Annotated in this window: 14 protein-coding genes; 3 read left to right on the top strand and 11 right to left on the bottom strand. The window is 55.3% G+C overall.

Annotation, left to right across the window (positions count from 1 at the left end):
• Window positions 1–87: 87 nt before the first annotated feature.
• From recJ to K1558_RS19955, 5 genes are all read right to left on the bottom strand, one after another.
• The gene (recJ, locus tag K1558_RS19975) at window positions 88–2,487 is read right to left on the bottom strand and encodes a single-stranded-DNA-specific exonuclease RecJ (RefSeq protein WP_238653420.1); all 2,400 of its coding nucleotides are present in this window, start codon (window positions 2,485–2,487) and stop codon (window positions 88–90) included.
• A gap of 29 nt (window positions 2,488–2,516) precedes the next feature.
• Window positions 2,517–3,479, bottom strand: coding sequence for a cation diffusion facilitator family transporter (locus K1558_RS19970; RefSeq protein ID WP_238653419.1), 963 nt, complete (start codon window positions 3,477–3,479; stop codon window positions 2,517–2,519).
• 108 nt (window positions 3,480–3,587) lie between these two features.
• Window positions 3,588–4,487: a protein translocase subunit SecF gene (secF, locus tag K1558_RS19965; RefSeq protein ID WP_238653418.1), complete on the bottom strand. Its 900-nt coding sequence runs from the start codon at window positions 4,485–4,487 to the stop codon at window positions 3,588–3,590.
• Entirely contained in the window at window positions 4,477–5,730 is a 1,254-nt protein-coding gene (secD, locus tag K1558_RS19960) for a protein translocase subunit SecD (protein WP_238653417.1), read from the bottom strand. The genes secF and secD overlap by 11 nt, the downstream gene beginning before the upstream one ends.
• A 229-nt stretch (window positions 5,731–5,959) precedes the next feature.
• Window positions 5,960–6,211, bottom strand: coding sequence for a post-transcriptional regulator (locus K1558_RS19955; protein WP_238653416.1), 252 nt, complete (start codon window positions 6,209–6,211; stop codon window positions 5,960–5,962).
• Window positions 6,212–6,423: 212 nt separating this feature from the next.
• Between K1558_RS19955 and spoVB the strand changes: the two genes are divergently transcribed.
• Window positions 6,424–7,980, top strand: coding sequence for a stage V sporulation protein B (spoVB, locus tag K1558_RS19950; protein ID WP_238653415.1), 1,557 nt, complete (start codon window positions 6,424–6,426; stop codon window positions 7,978–7,980).
• Between the two features lie 12 nt (window positions 7,981–7,992).
• Here the strand turns inward: spoVB and K1558_RS19945 are convergent, their stop codons facing one another.
• Entirely contained in the window at window positions 7,993–8,844 is an 852-nt protein-coding gene (locus K1558_RS19945; protein WP_420800454.1) for a YetF domain-containing protein, read from the bottom strand.
• A gap of 214 nt (window positions 8,845–9,058) precedes the next feature.
• Between K1558_RS19945 and K1558_RS19940 the strand changes: the two genes are divergently transcribed.
• Complete coding sequence (locus tag K1558_RS19940) at window positions 9,059–9,451, top strand: TIGR04086 family membrane protein (protein ID WP_238653413.1); 393 nt, start codon at window positions 9,059–9,061, stop codon at window positions 9,449–9,451.
• Between the two features lie 100 nt (window positions 9,452–9,551).
• Window positions 9,552–10,391, top strand: coding sequence for a phosphatase PAP2 family protein (locus K1558_RS19935; protein WP_238653412.1), 840 nt, complete (start codon window positions 9,552–9,554; stop codon window positions 10,389–10,391).
• Window positions 10,392–10,495: 104 nt separating this feature from the next.
• Here the strand turns inward: K1558_RS19935 and yajC are convergent, their stop codons facing one another.
• From yajC to ruvB, 5 genes are all read right to left on the bottom strand, one after another.
• Window positions 10,496–10,810 (bottom strand): preprotein translocase subunit YajC, encoded by a 315-nt coding sequence (gene yajC, locus K1558_RS19930; RefSeq protein WP_238653411.1) that lies wholly within the window; start codon window positions 10,808–10,810, stop codon window positions 10,496–10,498.
• A gap of 50 nt (window positions 10,811–10,860) precedes the next feature.
• Complete coding sequence (tgt, locus tag K1558_RS19925) at window positions 10,861–11,997, bottom strand: tRNA guanosine(34) transglycosylase Tgt (RefSeq protein WP_238653410.1); 1,137 nt, start codon at window positions 11,995–11,997, stop codon at window positions 10,861–10,863.
• Between the two features lie 22 nt (window positions 11,998–12,019).
• Complete coding sequence (queA, locus tag K1558_RS19920) at window positions 12,020–13,048, bottom strand: tRNA preQ1(34) S-adenosylmethionine ribosyltransferase-isomerase QueA (RefSeq protein WP_238653409.1); 1,029 nt, start codon at window positions 13,046–13,048, stop codon at window positions 12,020–12,022.
• 10 nt (window positions 13,049–13,058) lie between these two features.
• Complete coding sequence (locus K1558_RS19915) at window positions 13,059–15,164, bottom strand: SpoIID/LytB domain-containing protein (protein WP_238653408.1); 2,106 nt, start codon at window positions 15,162–15,164, stop codon at window positions 13,059–13,061.
• 307 nt (window positions 15,165–15,471) lie between these two features.
• On the bottom strand, window positions 15,472–16,479 hold the full coding sequence (gene ruvB, locus K1558_RS19910) for a Holliday junction branch migration DNA helicase RuvB (RefSeq protein WP_238653407.1): 1,008 nt from the start codon (window positions 16,477–16,479) through the stop codon (window positions 15,472–15,474).
• Window positions 16,480–16,493 lie beyond the last annotated feature (14 nt).

Genomic DNA, 16,493 nt, shown 5'->3' with positions numbered 1-16,493 from the left:
AAAAGTGTGTGAGCGTAAGCCCACTGAATAACTCCGAATGAACCTGCTCCAATACAATCAATTTGCTAACTTCTGCCTTGCGGCAGTCTAGGAGGCCCCCAAACGGCGCGACAGCAAGAACTCCTGCAGCTCGCTGCGGCTGCCTTCCATGAAATACTGCTCCATCTCAGCAGTCTTGCCCAGCCGGATGAAATGCTCTGACGCTGTAAGACTCTTGGCCGCCGGCTGGGGAACGAACGTAATCTTCCCCCCGCTGCGGTCTATGAAATCAAGCTCAGCGAACACATCCAGCATCCGGTTCAGCATCCGCGCCCCGAGCGCCGACTGGCGGCTGAGCCGCCGCAGCACCTCAGGCTCAGGCGTGGGAGAAGCAGCGATAGAAGCAATCCATTTGTATAATGCTGCGAAATGTTCGCGTGTCGGAACTTGCAGCCGGTCGCGCCCGTCACGGATGGAATGCAGCAGGGCAATATTCTCTGCCCCCGGAAAAACGGTAAACAGCGACTCCAGCTGCTCAGGCGACTCCGGCATGTCCAGCAGGCAGAGCAGGGTAACCTCCGCTGGCTCTCCCCGGTCCTCCGGCTGATGGAGCAGACTAATCCCGCCGGCTTCCTCATAGACCCAGAGGGACATCCCCTTCAGCTCCCGCAGCGGGCTCGTCCGGCTATTCTGGAACACCGCAGCCGCCCGGCCAGCCTTGCCGCTATAGGTCTGAAGCAGCGACTCCAGCTGCACCGCCTGCTTGACTGCATCGGCTGCGCCGCGCAGATCGAACAGCTGCGCACTCGGCACTGCAAGATCCTGAAGCATCAGCTGAGGCTTACGCGACCCGTTCCATTCATTGACCGACAGCTCCGCGAGTACATCCACCTCTGTACCTGCCGGCAGCAGGTCCGCCAGCGGACCCTTACCGAAGGCGACGGCTTCAATCTGCAGCCGGCCCTGCTGGAGAACAAGCTTCAGATGCTTGCTCTCCTGGCCCATTCTGCGGGTCTCCTTCACAGCGGCTCCGCGCAGAATGAACCGCGGCAGCGGATTCGCCATGCCGAACGGAGCCAGCCGCTCCAGCTCAAGCGCGGCCTGCAGGGTCAGATCGGCGATGGACACCTCACCGTCTGCAGCCGTAACCGCTACGAAATCCTCAGGTGTCAGCACATCCGCCGCATAGGCATTCAGCGCTTCATCGAAGGCCTCAAGCCGCTCATGCGGCAGGCTCATCCCCGCGGCAGCGGGGTGGCCGCCGAAGTGATCCATCAGCTCCGCACAAGAGGATAACGCTGCATAGATGTCCAGTCCCGGAATGGAACGGGCCGAGCCCTTGCACATTCCGGTATCCGGGTGAATATCCAGAATAATGACCGGACGGTAATAACGTTCCAGCAGCTTGGAGGCAACGATACCGACCACACCCACGTTCCAGCCCTGGTCAGCCAGCACAATAATGTCCGGCAGCCCGCTGCGGCTGATCCGCTCCTCCAGCTTGGCCGTTGCTTCCTGAACAATTCTCTCCACCACCAGCTGGCGTTCCTTGTTCAGCAGATCCAGTTCGGCAGCGAGTTGCTCCGCTTCCTCCGCTGTATCCGTCGTAAGCAGCGTAACCGCACGCCCTGCATGATCGAGCCTTCCGCTGGCATTAATCCGCGGCGCCATGCCGAAGGCAATATTGATAGCGCTGACAGTATTCATCGTGATCCCGCTGACCGCAAGCAAGGCACGGACTCCCGGGAACCGCGAATGCCTCATGCTGCTGAGGCCTCTGCGCACCAGACTGCGGTTCTCGCCGACAAGCGGCATCAGATCGGCGACAGTGCCGATGGCGGCAATCTCGCACCATTCCTCCGGAACGCTGCTGCCCAGCAGAGCCTCAGCCAGCTTATAGGCCACTCCGACACCGGCCAGCCCCTTGAACGGATACGCGCAATGCGGCAGCTTCGGATTAATCAGTGCATACGCCTCAGGCAGCAGCTCCGGCGGTTCATGATGGTCCGTAACAATCACATCGATTCCAAGTGTAGAAGCATAGGCAATCTGATGATAGGCGCTGATACCAGTATCTACAGTAATCACCAGAGATACACCCTGCTGCAAGGCCCAGTCCAGCGCATGATTATGCAGACCGTACCCTTCATTGGACCGGTGCGGGATATAGATATCGAACGAGGCGCCCAGATGGCGCAGAAGGTAAATCATCAGCGCAGTGCTGGACACCCCGTCCGCATCATAATCCCCGTATACCAGAATATGTTCTTCCTCTTCCAGCGCTCTGCGGATCCGCGGCACGGCCTCGGCCATTCCGCTAAGCAGGAAGGGGTCATGTCTATCTTCCGCTCCGCCATCCATGAATACCAATGCCTTCTCGGCAGTATCCATGCCTCTTTGCACCAGCAGTGAAGACAGGAGCGGAGAAATAGAAAGACTCCGGGCCAATTCCCGGATCTTACCGGGATCAGCTGCCGGAGATTGCCAATTTGTTTTGGAATGAAGCACACCAGCTCCCCTTTCTCTCACCTTACAGACTACTGGAGCAGCGTGGGAACATCATTGTCCACGAGCTCATGATTGCTTTTGTACGGATAACCCGGATCATACGGCACAACCTCCATATGAACCTCGCCGACATGCACGAACCGGTGCTGCAGCAGCTTCCGGGCGCATTCCGAGATGTCCTGGGCTTCCAGCACGCTAATGCGCGGATTCACACTGATCTTCACATCCAGATTCACACAACTGCCTTCCTCCAGCGCCCGGAGCTGCTCGACACGGATAACCCCGTGCACACGCTGAACCGTCTCAATGAAGCTGGCCGCTTCCTCGGATGGAAGCTCCTGCAGCTTTTTGCTGTATACAGAGGATGTAATTAAGGAATAGCCCTTGCGGAGAATCAGACCTCCGGTCAGAAGCGCGGCAACCGGGTCCAGATAGATCAGAGGATGCCAGTTCATATACCCTCCCGTCATGGCCAGGGCAATCCCGATGAATACGGTAATCGATGTATACAGGCTGAACCGGTGGCTGTCAGCGTAAGCCGCATGGCTGCCGTCGCCCTTCTTCTTGAAATAACGGTACTGATATTGGAATACGGCCTCTTTAAAAACAATACACAGCAGGACAGCGGCCAGCGCCGATTGCCCTGGTGCGGATAAATGGCCTCTCGTCAGATCACGAATCGCCGAGAAGACAACCTGCAGCCCGCCCATCAGAATCAGCACGGAGAACAGAATGGCCGCCAGCGGCTCCTTGTTCCCTTGTACAGCCCGGCTGCGTACAGAGCCGGACGGCTTGCTATTCTGCTTCGGGTGCCACGGAATAACTCCTGCCAGCCTGGCGGCGGCATCTGCTCCGGAATAGATGGCGTCCCCCATCAACGCCTTGCTGCCCGACAGATACCCGACACCGCCTTTGGCGGCGGCCAGTGCTATATCGCTAAGGATTCCGGTCCAGACAACCGTTTCCTTCCGGGGTGATTGTTTGTCATTCATAACGAGGCCCTCCTTGCCACTAGCAGGTAAACTCATGATGATGAATCTAGCTCCAAAGATTCCGAAAAGCCGCGTCGCTACAGACGCGGCTGATGGACCAACCGGGTGTTAGGCTTTGGCCGGGTTCTTCACCGCTGGCTTCTGGCGCTTCTTCAGAAGCAGCCAGAGCGGGCTTGCAATGAAGATCGACGAATAGGCTCCGAAGAGCAGTCCGATAACCATCGCCAGCGAGAACATCCGGATGGACTCGCCGCCCATAATCAGCAGGAAGAACGCGGCAATAAATACGGTAAGTGCGGTATACAGGGAACGCATGAGCGTCTGCATAACACTTTTGTTAACCAGATGCTTCAGATCCTCATACGATTTCTGTTTGCCGAAGCGCAGATTCTCACGAATCCGGTCAAAGATAACGATCGTATCATTGATCGAGTAACCGATAATGGTCAGTACCGCAATAATGAAGGTGATGTCTACCTCCAGGCGGAAGATCGAGAAGACCGCCACCACCATGAAGGCGTCATGAAGCAGCGCCACAATGGCAGCCAGCGCAAAACGCCATTCAAAACGGATACTTACATAGATAATAATCCCGATACTGGCGAGCAGCACCGAATAGATCGCATTGCGGGCCAGCTCTTTAGCCATCTCAGTATCTACGGTGTTGATTTCGAAAGACGCCTTGTCATCAATCTTGTTGATTGCCATTTTGAGGGTCTCACTCTTCGCATCCGTCAGCTCTTGGTCGTAACGGATGTTGACCCGCTTGTCGCCGATGGTTACGGTTGGCTCATGCTCCATTCCTGCCTCCTTCAGCGCAGGCTGAAGCTGTTCCAGCGTAATGCTCTTCGATAACGCTACGTCCACATTGGACCCGGCCTTGAAGTCAACGCTGTAATTCAGGCCGAAGATCGCCAGGAAGATCAGTCCCGCCACCGTAAGGGCAATGGAGAAAATATAGAAATACTTGCTTAAATGTACGAAATCAATCTCTTTCTTAAAGCGCACTGATGTCACTCTCCTTTACCCCAAATTGCTTCGGCTTCTTGAGTGCTCCGGCTTTAACCAGCACAGTCAGCAGCCAATGGGCAAAATAAAGGTTTGTCACGATACTGAGGACAATTTCCACAATCAGAATCAGCGCGAAGCCCTTAACCGCACCGGTACCGAAGGCGAACATAACCGCTGCTACAATAATTGTGGTGACATTCGCATCCATAACCGTACGGAAGGAGGTCTTGTTCCCTGCTTTGACAGAGGACATAATGCCCTTGCCGTTGCGCATTTCTTCTCTAATCCGTTCATTGGTAATGATGTTGGCGTCGACCGCCATCCCGATCCCGAGAATGAAAGCCGCGATACCAGGGAGCGTTAATGTGAAGTCAGCCAGTACGAAGACGAGAATCAGCAGCCAGGTGTGCAGGATCAGCGCGAAGCTGGCCAGGACGCCCGGAAGCCGGTACATGGCAATCATGAAGATCAGAATAAGCACAGACCCGACAATACCGGCTCTTACAGTCTCTTCCAGGGACTGCTTACCGAGTGTAGCGCCTACGCTCTGGGAGTACTTCTCTGTAAGCTTCAGAGGCAGGGCACCTAAGTTAATCGTGTCGGCAATTTCACGGGCTTGATCCAAGGTGTATCCGCCGGAAATTGAAGCTTTGCCGTCTGTCAGGACTGCTCTAACGTAAGGAGGGTCGGACAGCAATGTATCATCCAGATAAATGGCGAGCTGTTTACCCAACAGCCGCTTGGTTATTTCTGCGAATTTATCCTTGTTTTTGATGGAGATGCTGATCTCGGGGCGGTTGAGATTGTCGCGTTGCACCTCTGCTGCGCCTTCAACAAAATCACTGCCTACGAGTTCAATCTTACTGAAGGTTCCCGGCGCATCGCCTTCCTCCGCACTGCGGAAGGTCAATACTGCAGGTTCTTTCATTTTCTTGCGGACCTCTGCTTCATCGGTAACACCCGCAATTTTCAGACGGATGCGGTCTGTTCCTTCAGTGGTCACTTCAGGCTCGCTGGTTCCAAGGGCATTGGCCCGTTTCTCCAGACTCTCTGCCGTCTTCTGCAGTGACGCCCGGGTCAGAGTACCTCCCGTATCCATAGGCTCTGCGTGGTACAGAATCTCGAATCCGCCCTTAAGGTCAAGACCCAGACGGACTCTGTCCAGCAGCCCGGGAGTTGAAACTACCATGACGCCGGTTAGAACGACCACGGTAAGAATAAAGCTCAACATTCTCTTCATGCTCTAGCTAGTTCCCCTTTCATTACTCAATATTCCTATTATAGCTACGTGCGAAATGACCGTCAATTCAGGCGAAAGGACGGTGCAGGGTTCACACAAAGAAACGGCCGGTCTGCTGCAGGCGAGAGATCCTCCGTTTGATAGGACAAGTTATTCAGACTCCTTCCTTACTTTACTGCTTCCCGTACCCGTTTGCAAAAAGAAAATTCCGCGCGGGGCACTGCAGTCCTCAAATCAGTCCCCGGTAGGCTGAAATAGTCAGATAATTCATGTAGCTGCTTGATTTCAGCGAATAAATATCATTGACCAGCCGGTGCAGGGGAGGCGTTCCCTCCTTGCCATAATTCCGGCTGACACATTCCCAGATATCCTTACCGGTCACATATTCATAGCCGAGGAGACGGAATTCCTCCGCTTTGCTGATGCACATGGCCTCGATTTCTTCACTAAGCTCGTCGTATGTCCATGGCTGCGATTCCACGTGTAGGCACCTCCAAAGATTCCTCATTTATGTATGCTCAGTGCTAGATATTCGACCCTTCCGTCCTGCTTTCCTGCTTCCCGCCAAAAACTTGTCCTGGGAATGCTTGTCATGGAGTCCACCTGTTCCTGCATATCCTTATACAAGCCTTCCTCGGCAGAACGACGGCTTACCCGCAGTGTTCATTTCATTCAGGGAAGAAGGAGTGCCCTTTGAGGAAACAGAGCTTCATTCAAGGAACCATCATTCTGCTGTGCGCCGGTATCATTAACCGGATGCTTGGCTTCATTCCCCGGATTGCCCTGCCGCGGATAATCGGCGCTGAAGGGGTGGGGCTGTATCAGCTGGGATATCCTTTTTTCATTTTGCTGATTACAGTCATTACCGGCGGCCTTCCGCTCGCTGTTGCCAAGCTGGTGGCTGAGGCTGAGGGGGAGAACCGTCCGGAGCAATCCCGGAGAATTCTGCATACCAGTCTTGCGCTCAGTCTGACGCTGGGCACACTATTCACCTGCATAGCCCTGTTCAGCGCCTCGTGGGTCTCCAGTGTGCTGCTGACGGACCAGCGTGTCTATTATACCTTTGTCAGCATGACGCCGATGATCGCTATCGTTGCCGTCTCCTCCATCTACAGGGGATATTTCCAGGGCCTGCAGAACATGATTCCCTCCGCATTCTCCTCTGTGCTGGAATCGGTCATCCGTATCTTCTTCATGCTGTGGTTCTCCTGGCTGCTGCTTCCGAAGGGGCTGGCTTTTGCGGCTGCGGGTGCGATGCTGGGGGTCACGGTCGGGGAGATAGCAGGAATGCTCGCGCTGCTCGGGCAGTATTATTTCAACGTGCATAAAGACAGGGCCCTGCCGCCGGGAGAGGAATCTGATCTTACAACACCTGTGCTGAAGCGGCTGGCCCGCATTGCAATCCCTGTGACCGCCGGACGCCTGATCGGCTCCTTCTCTTATCTGCTCGAATCCATCATTACAGTGCGCAGCCTGGCACTGGCCGGCATCGCCGCTGCCGCCGCAACCGCACAATACGGTTCGCTTCAAGGCATGGTCATCCCGCTGCTGCTGCTGCCGGGAGTGCTTAGCTCCTCGCTGGCCGTCTCTCTCGTTCCGTCCTTATCCGAGGCGGCGGCGCGTGATGATATGCCTACCATTCATAAAAGAATGCACCAGGCCTTGCGCCTCGCCATGGTTACCGGTGCCCCGTTTGCTGCGGTTATGTATATTCTTGCCGTACCCCTGTGTACACTTATGTACGGCAATGCAGCAGATACGGCGCCTATGCTGCGGATGATGGCTCCGTTCGCTGTATTCCTCTATGTCCAGGCTCCGCTGCAGGCCGCACTTCAGGCGATGGACCGTCCGGGCCGGGCGCTGATCAATACGCTGATTGGTGCCGTTGTCAAAATCCTGCTGATCCTGCTGCTGGCTTCACGGCCGGAATATGGCATTCTGGGAGCCATTATCGCTATTATGGTCAACAGCCTGCTGGTCACTCTGCTGCACGGATACAGTGTGATCCGGCTGACTGCCATGTCATTACGATGGTCTGATCCGCTCAAGATTATTGCGGCGACGATCATTATGGCTGCTGCTATGTCCTATGTCTATACCTCTGTTCCCGTCTCTGCGTCACAGTGGATCCAATTCTTAGCTGCCGCATCATGCGGAATGGGTGTCTATCTGGGCATCTGCCTCTTATCCGGCCTGATCTCGGCGCGGGATCTGGAGCGTATTCCCTTCTTCAGGCGCTGGCGGAGCTAAGCCCTGCTGCCGCTAGTTGGGATTTATCGGCGCAATATAGAGTTCTCCCTTGTGATCCACTGAGCACAGAAACACATCGCGGAAATCAGAGACGCCCTTCTGGCGGATCTGCGTCCTCAGCCAGAACCGGTTCTTGCCGATCATCTCCAGGTTGCGGTCCTGCACCTTTCCGTCCATAATCAGCGGAATCGGCAAGCCCTCATAGCGGATTTTGTGCTTGGGCAGCTGCACGGAACCCGAATCTTCCTGATTACTGGAATCATTAGAATCATTAGAATCATTAGAATCATTGGATTCGGCTGAGGCTTCCTGATCGCCTTTCTTCTTCTGGTCTTGTTTATTTTTCTGCTTCTGTTTCTGCTCTGCGCTGGTGCTGCTGTTCCCGGACTGGTTGGACGATGTAACTCCCTTGTTTTTCTCAATCACCGTGAGCTGCCCACTGGTCTCCAGAATAGCAAATTCTACATCAGCGGGGCTGACAATATTTTGCCCGCGCAGCTGCAGCAGCAGATCATCGATATTGTAACGCTGCCTGCGCATCTCGCCCCGGTGCAGCTTGCCGTCCGAGATCAGAATACTTGGCTTGCCGTCCACCATCAGACGCAGCTTACGGCTTTTGAGGCTGAGCTGGGCCACGATGACCTGAATCAGCACCAGCGTTGCCATCGGAACGAACCCGTCGTAGATAGGACGTTCAATATCTTCAATGACAAACACGCCAATCTCTGCAATCATGATGGAAATCGTCAGATCAAATACGGATAGCTTGCCGATCTCCCGTTTGCCCATGATCCTCATGCTCAGAAAGATGAAGATATACATCAGGACGGTCAGAAAGATGTGGGTCGTAATATGCTGGAACAACATATTCTCTTGGCTCCCCTTCCGCTTCTCACCAGGCGGCTGGCCCGCCGGGCGGATTAGTGTACACCTATTCTGGCCTGCCTGCCAAGGGAACATTCGGAAATCGGTTGTTTAATTAATGGTAAAAGTCATGTCGTCCATTCCGGTACTATTGGGGCAAGCCTCCCCATACAATAATTAATATCCGGTTAACAAACTTTTAGGGGGTTTTACCATGTCTGTGATCAGGCGTCTATTCTCGTGGAAAATATCTAGTCCGGTACTGTCGGGTCTTATCCGCTCCTTCCTGTGGATGATGCTGGGTGCATTCATCCTCTCCCTCCTGCTCTGGGGCAGCGGACTGGAAGAAGCGGATCTGGCGATGTACACCTACATCGTTCACGGCGTCGCTGCCGCTTTTGGCGGATTGACCGCAGGAAGCAGGGCGGCCAGCAGAGGCTGGTACCACGGAGCCTTGACAGGCCTGTTCTACGGCTTGATCGTCCTGCTGATCGGATTCCTCGCGCTGGACAGCTCGCCTGCGGGGATGGACTTCCTGTGGGTGCTGGCAGCTGCAGGCATCAGCGCACTGGGCGGGATGTTTGGGGTGAATTTACAGAAATCCTAAAATCATATCATTCTTAAAAATTGAAACCTTACCTTGAAAATATGGTACACTGAATTTATCTGACTTCATATGAACGTTTATCAAGGAGGCTTCGAGTGCTTTGCTTTACCAGTCCATGAATCTTGTAGTTGTCTATACCGTTGCCATTGTTGTGATTCTCATCTGGCTCGGTTCCCTGCGCAATCCGCTGTTGGCTTTGGTTGAAATCGGGAGAGAGCTCCTGCGGTCCTATAAATTCCCCCTTGTTCTCTTAGGTATGTTCAGCATTCTCGCCCTTAATAAATATGAGCTGCAGATTGAAGAGAAGATGCATCTGACCTCAGACTACACAGCGTTTGTGTTTGGTCTGGAGGGGCATTTCGTCCGCATGGTTCAAGAGCTGTTCTATGCGCCTTGGCTGACGCCAATCATTGTCTTCTTCTATATCTTCATGCTGCAGGCTGTGCTGGCTGCCTCTCTGGGAGTCTATCTGCTGGACAAGAACCGCGTGATGCTGTATGCCACCTGTTACACCGTTATTATTACCTACGCGGTGGCGATCCCGTTCTATCTGTACTTTCCGGTCAACGAGGTCTGGTCCTATGTCCCTGCAGGGGTAAGATTCGTTATGCTGGATGTTTTTCCGAAGTTCGAGCAGGAATACCGGCCGCTGTCCGGCCTGGATAACTGCTTCCCGAGCCTCCATACCGCCATCTCCGTATCCATGGCTCTGCTGGCCTACCGTTCCGGGAACCGGCGCTGGAAGATCATTACGACCGTCTCTGCGGTGGTAATCGTATTTGGCATTTTCTATCTCGGCATTCACTGGCTGACCGATATGATCGGCGGCACACTACTTGCTGTGGTATCCACTACACTCGGCGTTCAACTGGCTAAGCTTACCCTGCGCAGCGGCGATGAACGGCTTCGGGTCAGAAGCCGGGTGACTAACTCCCGCTAAGGACTTCCCATTCGTAAATAGATCATGCGTGCCTCCAATCACGCAAATTCTAAAAAACGGCGTTCTCTCCTGGAGAGAACGCCGTTTTTTAGGTACAGCTTAACTTATACCTTATCTTCCGCTTCCACTACCGAATGGCTGATCGAGCCGCGGTCAAAGGTCAGCTTGGTGACATCATTCACCCGCAGGACGACGATGTCATCTGAGATCTCCATAATCGTTCCGTGCAGACCCCCGATTGTAACTACCTTATCGCCTTTCTTCAGCGCTTTCAGCATACTATTGCGCGCCTTAGTCTTCTTCTGCTGCGGACGGATCAGCAGGAAGTAGAAAACAACAAACATGAGAACAAAAGGACCTACCAGACCCAAGATGCTGCCTCCGCCGCCTTGACCTGCCGCCAATTGAAACTGTGCCATATCAATTCCCCCCTTTCAGAATACAAAAACACTCCACTTAAGTAACCGTCTTAGAAGCCTTTCAGATTATCATGTAATCCGTATTGTGCAAAAAACTCATCGCGAAAATCAAGCAGCCGGTCTTCCATGATAGCTTCGCGCACCTTACGCATCAGCTCCAGCAGGAAGTGTAAGTTATGGTATGTCGTCAGCCGCAGGCCGAAGGTCTCGTCAGCCTTAATCAGATGACGCAGATAAGCGCGGGAATAATTCCGGCAGGTATAGCAGTCACACTCCGGATCTAGCGGCCCGAAATCACGGGCATACTGCGCGTTGCGTACAACGAGTCTCCCTTGACTGGTCATCGTTGTTCCATTGCGGGCAATGCGTGTAGGCAGAACACAGTCGAACATGTCTATTCCTCGGATGGAACCTTCCAGCAGCGCATCCGGTGAACCCACGCCCATCAAATAGCGCGGCTTCCCTTGCGGCAGCAGAGGAACCGTATAATCCAGCACTTCATACATAAGCTGCTTGGACTCTCCGACACTGAGTCCACCAATAGCATACCCCGGGAAATCCATGGAAGTCAAATCAGCCGCGCTCTGGCGGCGGAGATCCTCATACATGCCTCCCTGTACGATAGCAAACAGCCCCTGGTCATGCGGCCGGGCATGGCTCTTCAGGCAGCGTTCGGCCCAGCGGGTGGTGCGCTCCAGCGATTTTTTCACATATTCATATTCTGCCGGATACGGCGGACATTCATCGAAGGCCATCATAATATCGGAGCCGAGCGCATTCTGGACCTCCATCGCCACCTCAGGGGACAGGAACTTCTTGTCACCGTTCAGGTGGGAGCGGAAATGCACACCCTCTTCGGTAATCTTGCGCATATCGCTTAAGGAGAACACCTGGAAGCCGCCGCTGTCGGTCAGGATCGGCCGGTCCCAGTTCATGAACTTATGCAGGCCGCCCGCTTCGCCGACAATCTCATGTCCGGGGCGGAGGAACAGGTGGTAGGTATTGCTCAGAATAATCTGCGCGTTCATTTGCTTCAGCTCTTCGGGGCTCATCGTTTTGACCGTGGCCTGCGTACCTACCGGCATGAAGGTCGGTGTCTCGATAATACCGTGGGGCGTGTGCACTCTTCCGAGCCGTGCCCCGGACTGCTTGCAGGTCTTAATATGTTCGTACGTAATTGCTGCCATTAGTTTAACCCTTCCTCTTGCCTTAATATATGAACATTGCGTCGCCGAAGCTGAAGAACCGGTACCGCTCCCTGATCGCTTCTTCATAGGCGGCGAGAATCAGCTCCCGGCCGGCCAAAGCGCTCACCAGCATGACCAAGGTTGACTTGGGCAGATGGAAATTGGTAATCAGTGCATTGACGACAGTGAATTCGTAACCCGGATAGATGAAAATATCCGTCCAGCCGCTGCAGGCTTCAATCGGGCCTCCCTGACTCTGTCTGCCGACGGTCTCAAGCGTGCGGCAGGAGGTGGTCCCGACGGCAATAATTCTGCCGCCCCTGGCTCTGGCTTCGTTCAGGGTATCCGCAGTCTCCTGAGACAGCTCGAAATATTCGGCGTGCATGACATGCTCTTCCACCGTCTCCACCGACATCGGGCGGAACGTGCCGAGACCGACATGCAGCGTAATATAAGCAATCTTCACCCCGGCCGCTGCAATCTGCTCCAGCAGCTCCTTGGTGAAATGCAGCCCCGCAGTCGGTGCCGCCGCTGAGCCTTCATGCTTGGCATAGACGGTCTGGTACCGCTCACGGTCGTCCAGAGTCTCCTTAATATAGGGAGGAAGCGGCATGGAGCCAAGCCGGTCAAGAATCTCCTGGAAGATTCCCTGATAGATGAAGCGGAGCGTCCGTCCGCCCATATCCGCTTCATCTTCGATCACTGCCCGCAGCTCTTCACTGAAGATAATGACCGCTCCGGTCTTCAGCTTCTTGCCGGGCTTCACCAGCGCTTCCCAGCGGTCCCCTTCAAGGTTCTTCAGCAGCAGAACCTCCGCCTTCGCTCCGGTGTCTTCCTTAACACCGAACAGTCTGGCCGGAATCACCCGAGTGTCATTCAGCACCAGCGTGTCTCCCGGACGGAACTGCCCAAGTATATCTATGAAATGCCCATGGTCCAGCTGCCCGGTCTCCTTGTTGACGAGCAGCAGCCGGGAGGCTGTGCGGTCAGCAAGCGGAGTCTGGGCAATCAGTTCCTCCGGCAGATGAAAATCATAACTGTCTACATTCATAATGGATTCTTCATTCCTTAATTATAGTAACGTCACTGAAATAGTGTTGCAATATTTGCTTGTAATCATACCCTTTGTCTGCCATTCCCTTCACACCCCATTGGGACATGCCGAGACCGTGCCCGTACCCCCAGCCGATGAAATAGAAGCCTGGAGTGCCGGTTACAACTCTGGAGGTCTGGTCCGCTCCCATCACAACCGTTCCGCTGCCGGTGGACGATACCTGGCCCGAGGCCGACAGAACTCCGGCGGAGGCGGAACTGCCTATGGCTGACGTAGCGCCGTCAGCACCTAGAACAGTATAACTTCCGGCCGGTACAATATCAAACAACGTACTCGGCAGTCCCCCGAAGGAGGAGCGGAACAGATCCGGGTACTTGACCTGCAGAATCTGCCCGTTCGCCTTCACCTCAACGGCTCTTCCCGACGGTCCGCGCTTAGTAACCTCCAGGGTGGTGATGGAGGAGGGCAGCGTGCCGCTTGTTTTGCCGGCCAGACTCTTCAGCAGATCGGCTGAAGAATAGGGTCCCTTAATCCAGCTGTAGCTGCCGGACTCAAAGACCTGGTTCAGCACCACGGCATTCTGACCCGGATTCAGCTTGCCCGTAGGAGCCGCGCTGTTGTCTACAACCGGCAGCGGGCGGATGTTCACATCCTTAGTCGTAGCGGTAGCCAGCGGAAGCCCGGCGGCCGTCTTGCTTCCGGTCAGCTTCATATTGTCTTCACGGGCATAGCCGGTGACCCCGTTGTCCAGCAGCACATAATACCACTTCTTGGCTGAACCCACCGCGGCCGCATCCTCGGCGCTGGCCACACTGACGAAGTTGCTGCCGCCGCTGTTCCATACTTCCGACGGATCTGCCGTAACGCCGCCGCTGTTGGACGAGAATACCGCCTCAACGACCTTGCCGCCGCTCTTCAGCACTTCACCTGCAGTCGCATCAACAGCCTTAATAATTGACGGAGCTTCAGCACCGATCCCGTTATAGACCTGGCTGAGTGTCGTATCGACCACATTCGCCACCTCGAACCGGTTACCCTGGGACAGCGCATAGCTCCGCGCCGCTACCGCCTGCGCCTTCAGCGCCTCTTCCGGCCAGCTTGAGGAGACCTCTCCACCTACTACCGCGTACAGATATTGCTCCACCGGAACCACATTAATAACGGACAAGGAACCGTTCAGATTGCCTAGCTCCAGATCGCCGCGGTAGATCCGCTTCGACCTCTCGGTAAGCATAATACCCTTCTCATTGCCGGACACCATGAACTTGGCGTTGTTTCCAGTCAGCATATAATGAAAGACCTGGACTTCACTGTTCAGATCAAAGCCTGCGTCCATACGGATGATAACCGCAGGCGTACCTTGAGCCACAGGCGCCAAGACCAGCTGCGGCAGCTGTGCCGCTGCGGAGGCTGAGACTTCCGCAAGCTCGCTGTCGCTGGAAGCCTCGCCTACCCAGACCTCTGTCCGCGCTGTGCCGCCCTCACCGGTTACGAAGACCGGCCAGGCATCAAGCCCCGCCCCGGTCAGTGTATTGACCGTAGCCTGCGCCTCCTCCAGGGTCGTGAAAGTGCCTGCGGACAAGCGCTTATTCCCTGCTACCGCCGGGGTCTGCCCGTCCGGAAGAGCAAGTCCGGCCTTCGTGACGGCATTCAGCCCGTTCCTGGCTGCACTCTCGCTGGCATATCCTCCGGTATACAACTGGTATACCTTGGAGCCGCCGCGGGTCGTCATGAAGATCTGCGGCTTGAGAGAAGCTGCCTGCAGCTTCTTAGCCCCATCTGCAGCAGTCTGCCAGGTTGGAGTCTCCATTACCTTCACCCGGAAGCCGTCCAGGCTGACTCTCACCCGGTTCTGGGCAGGGACCGATAACAGGGGAGCTCCGCCGGCCGCAGGCAGCAGGCTGAAGCTCTGCTCGGACTGCAGCGTCACGAGCGGTACAGTAGACTTATATTTGCTGCCGATATCGGCGTACAATGCAACCCGGATCGTCGCGCCGCCATCGGCGCGGGCGCTGCCTGCCGGAGCCAGCAGGCTTCCTGCGGCCAGCAGCGCAGCAAGCGCTCCCCGGCCCAGCAGCCCTATTCCCGTCTCTTTCCACTTGGCAAGATTCATTATAAGCCTCCTAGAAGTTTGAACTATATAAGATAAAGGCACACAAACTTTCAATTATTGAATTGTTGCACGAACTGCAGCTTAGCCACTTCGAACGAGCTGCTGTATAAAAGAATATTGCATTAAATGCAAGAAATTCAGCGTCAATCTGCCTTAAACAGATGAAGTACTGCTAATCGTGCAACATTCTGGTTTAAAGACTAAATTATCATTAATAAAGTTGCAAAATGTGCAACATTCCCTAGAATTGAAGCAACATTTGCAGTTACAGCTGCCAACCAGCTAGCTCATCAGCTGCCGCTTCTCCTCAGCTCTGCTGCGGCGGGAGCGGAAGCCCCAGATGATGATACGCCGCAGGCGTAACCACCCGCCCGCGCGGGGTCCGCTGCAGGAAGCCGATCTGCAGCAGGTAAGGCTCATACACATCCTCAATCGTCTGGCTCTCTTCGCCGATCGTGGCAGCGATCGTATCCAGCCCCACCGGGCCGCCCCGGAAGGAGCTGATCATGGACTGCAGCATCTTATGGTCGATGCTGTCCAGGCCGCGCGGGTCCACCTGCAGCATCTTCAGCGATTCTGCAGCGATCTCCGGCGTGATGATCCCGTCCCCCCGGACCTGCGCGTAGTCGCGCACCCGCTTCAGCAGGCGGTTGGCGATCCGCGGTGTCCCGCGAGCCCGCAGCGCAATCTCTTCCGCAGCATCGCCCACAATCTCAATGCCGAGCAGCTCGGCATTGCGGGACACGATGAAGCTCAGCTCATCGATCTTGTAATACTCCAGCCGGCTGACCACGCCGAAGCGGTCGCGCAGCGGAGCGGACAGCAGGCCGGCGCGTGTCGTCGCCCCGATCAGCGTGAAGGGCGGCAGGTCCAGCCGGACCGAGCGGGCGCTCGGGCCCTTGCCGATCATGATATCCAGCGCGAAATCCTCCATCGCCGGATACATGACCTCCTCCACCGTGCGGTGCAGGCGGTGAATCTCGTCAATGAACAGCACATCGCCTTCCTGCAGATTGGTCAGCAGCGCTGCCAGATCGCCGGGCCGCTCAATGGCCGGCCCGGAGGTGGTGCGCAGATTCACGCCCAGCTCATTGGCGATGATATTGGCCAGCGTAGTCTTGCCGAGGCCCGGCGGCCCGTACAGCAGCACATGGTCCAGTGCCTCGCTGCGCAGCTTGGCCGCTTCAATATAGATCTTCAGGTTCTCCTTCACTTGGCCCTGGCCGATATATTCTCCCAGATACCGGGGGCGCAGGCTTAACTCCACCGCCTGCTCATCCATCATCAGATTGGCCGAGATAATCCGGTCATCCATTCTTCCTCACTCCG

Origin of the sequence: Paenibacillus piscarius (assembly GCF_022234545.1) — a bacterium.
Classification (GTDB): Bacteria; Bacillota; Bacilli; order Paenibacillales; family Paenibacillaceae; genus Paenibacillus_AQ; species Paenibacillus_AQ piscarius.
Note: the sequence above shows the minus strand (reverse complement) of the source record. Positions and strands in the feature narration are given on the sequence as shown.

Bases quoted from the DNA above. Each gene is read 5' to 3' on its own strand.
- K1558_RS19970 (WP_238653419.1), bottom strand. From the start codon at position 3,479: ATGAATGACAAACAATCACCCCGGAAGGAAACGGTTGTCTGGACCGGA.
- secD (WP_238653417.1), bottom strand. From the start codon at position 5,730: ATGAAGAGAATGTTGAGCTTTATTCTTACCGTGGTCGTTCTAACCGGC.
- K1558_RS19940 (WP_238653413.1), top strand. From the start codon at position 9,059: ATGTCTGTGATCAGGCGTCTATTCTCGTGGAAAATATCTAGTCCGGTA.
- yajC (WP_238653411.1), bottom strand. From the start codon at position 10,810: ATGGCACAGTTTCAATTGGCGGCAGGTCAAGGCGGCGGAGGCAGCATC.
- tgt (WP_238653410.1), bottom strand. From the start codon at position 11,997: ATGGCAGCAATTACGTACGAACATATTAAGACCTGCAAGCAGTCCGGG.
- queA (WP_238653409.1), bottom strand. From the start codon at position 13,048: ATGAATGTAGACAGTTATGATTTTCATCTGCCGGAGGAACTGATTGCC.
- K1558_RS19915 (WP_238653408.1), bottom strand. From the start codon at position 15,164: ATGAATCTTGCCAAGTGGAAAGAGACGGGAATAGGGCTGCTGGGCCGG.
- ruvB (WP_238653407.1), bottom strand. From the start codon at position 16,479: ATGGATGACCGGATTATCTCGGCCAATCTGATGATGGATGAGCAGGCG.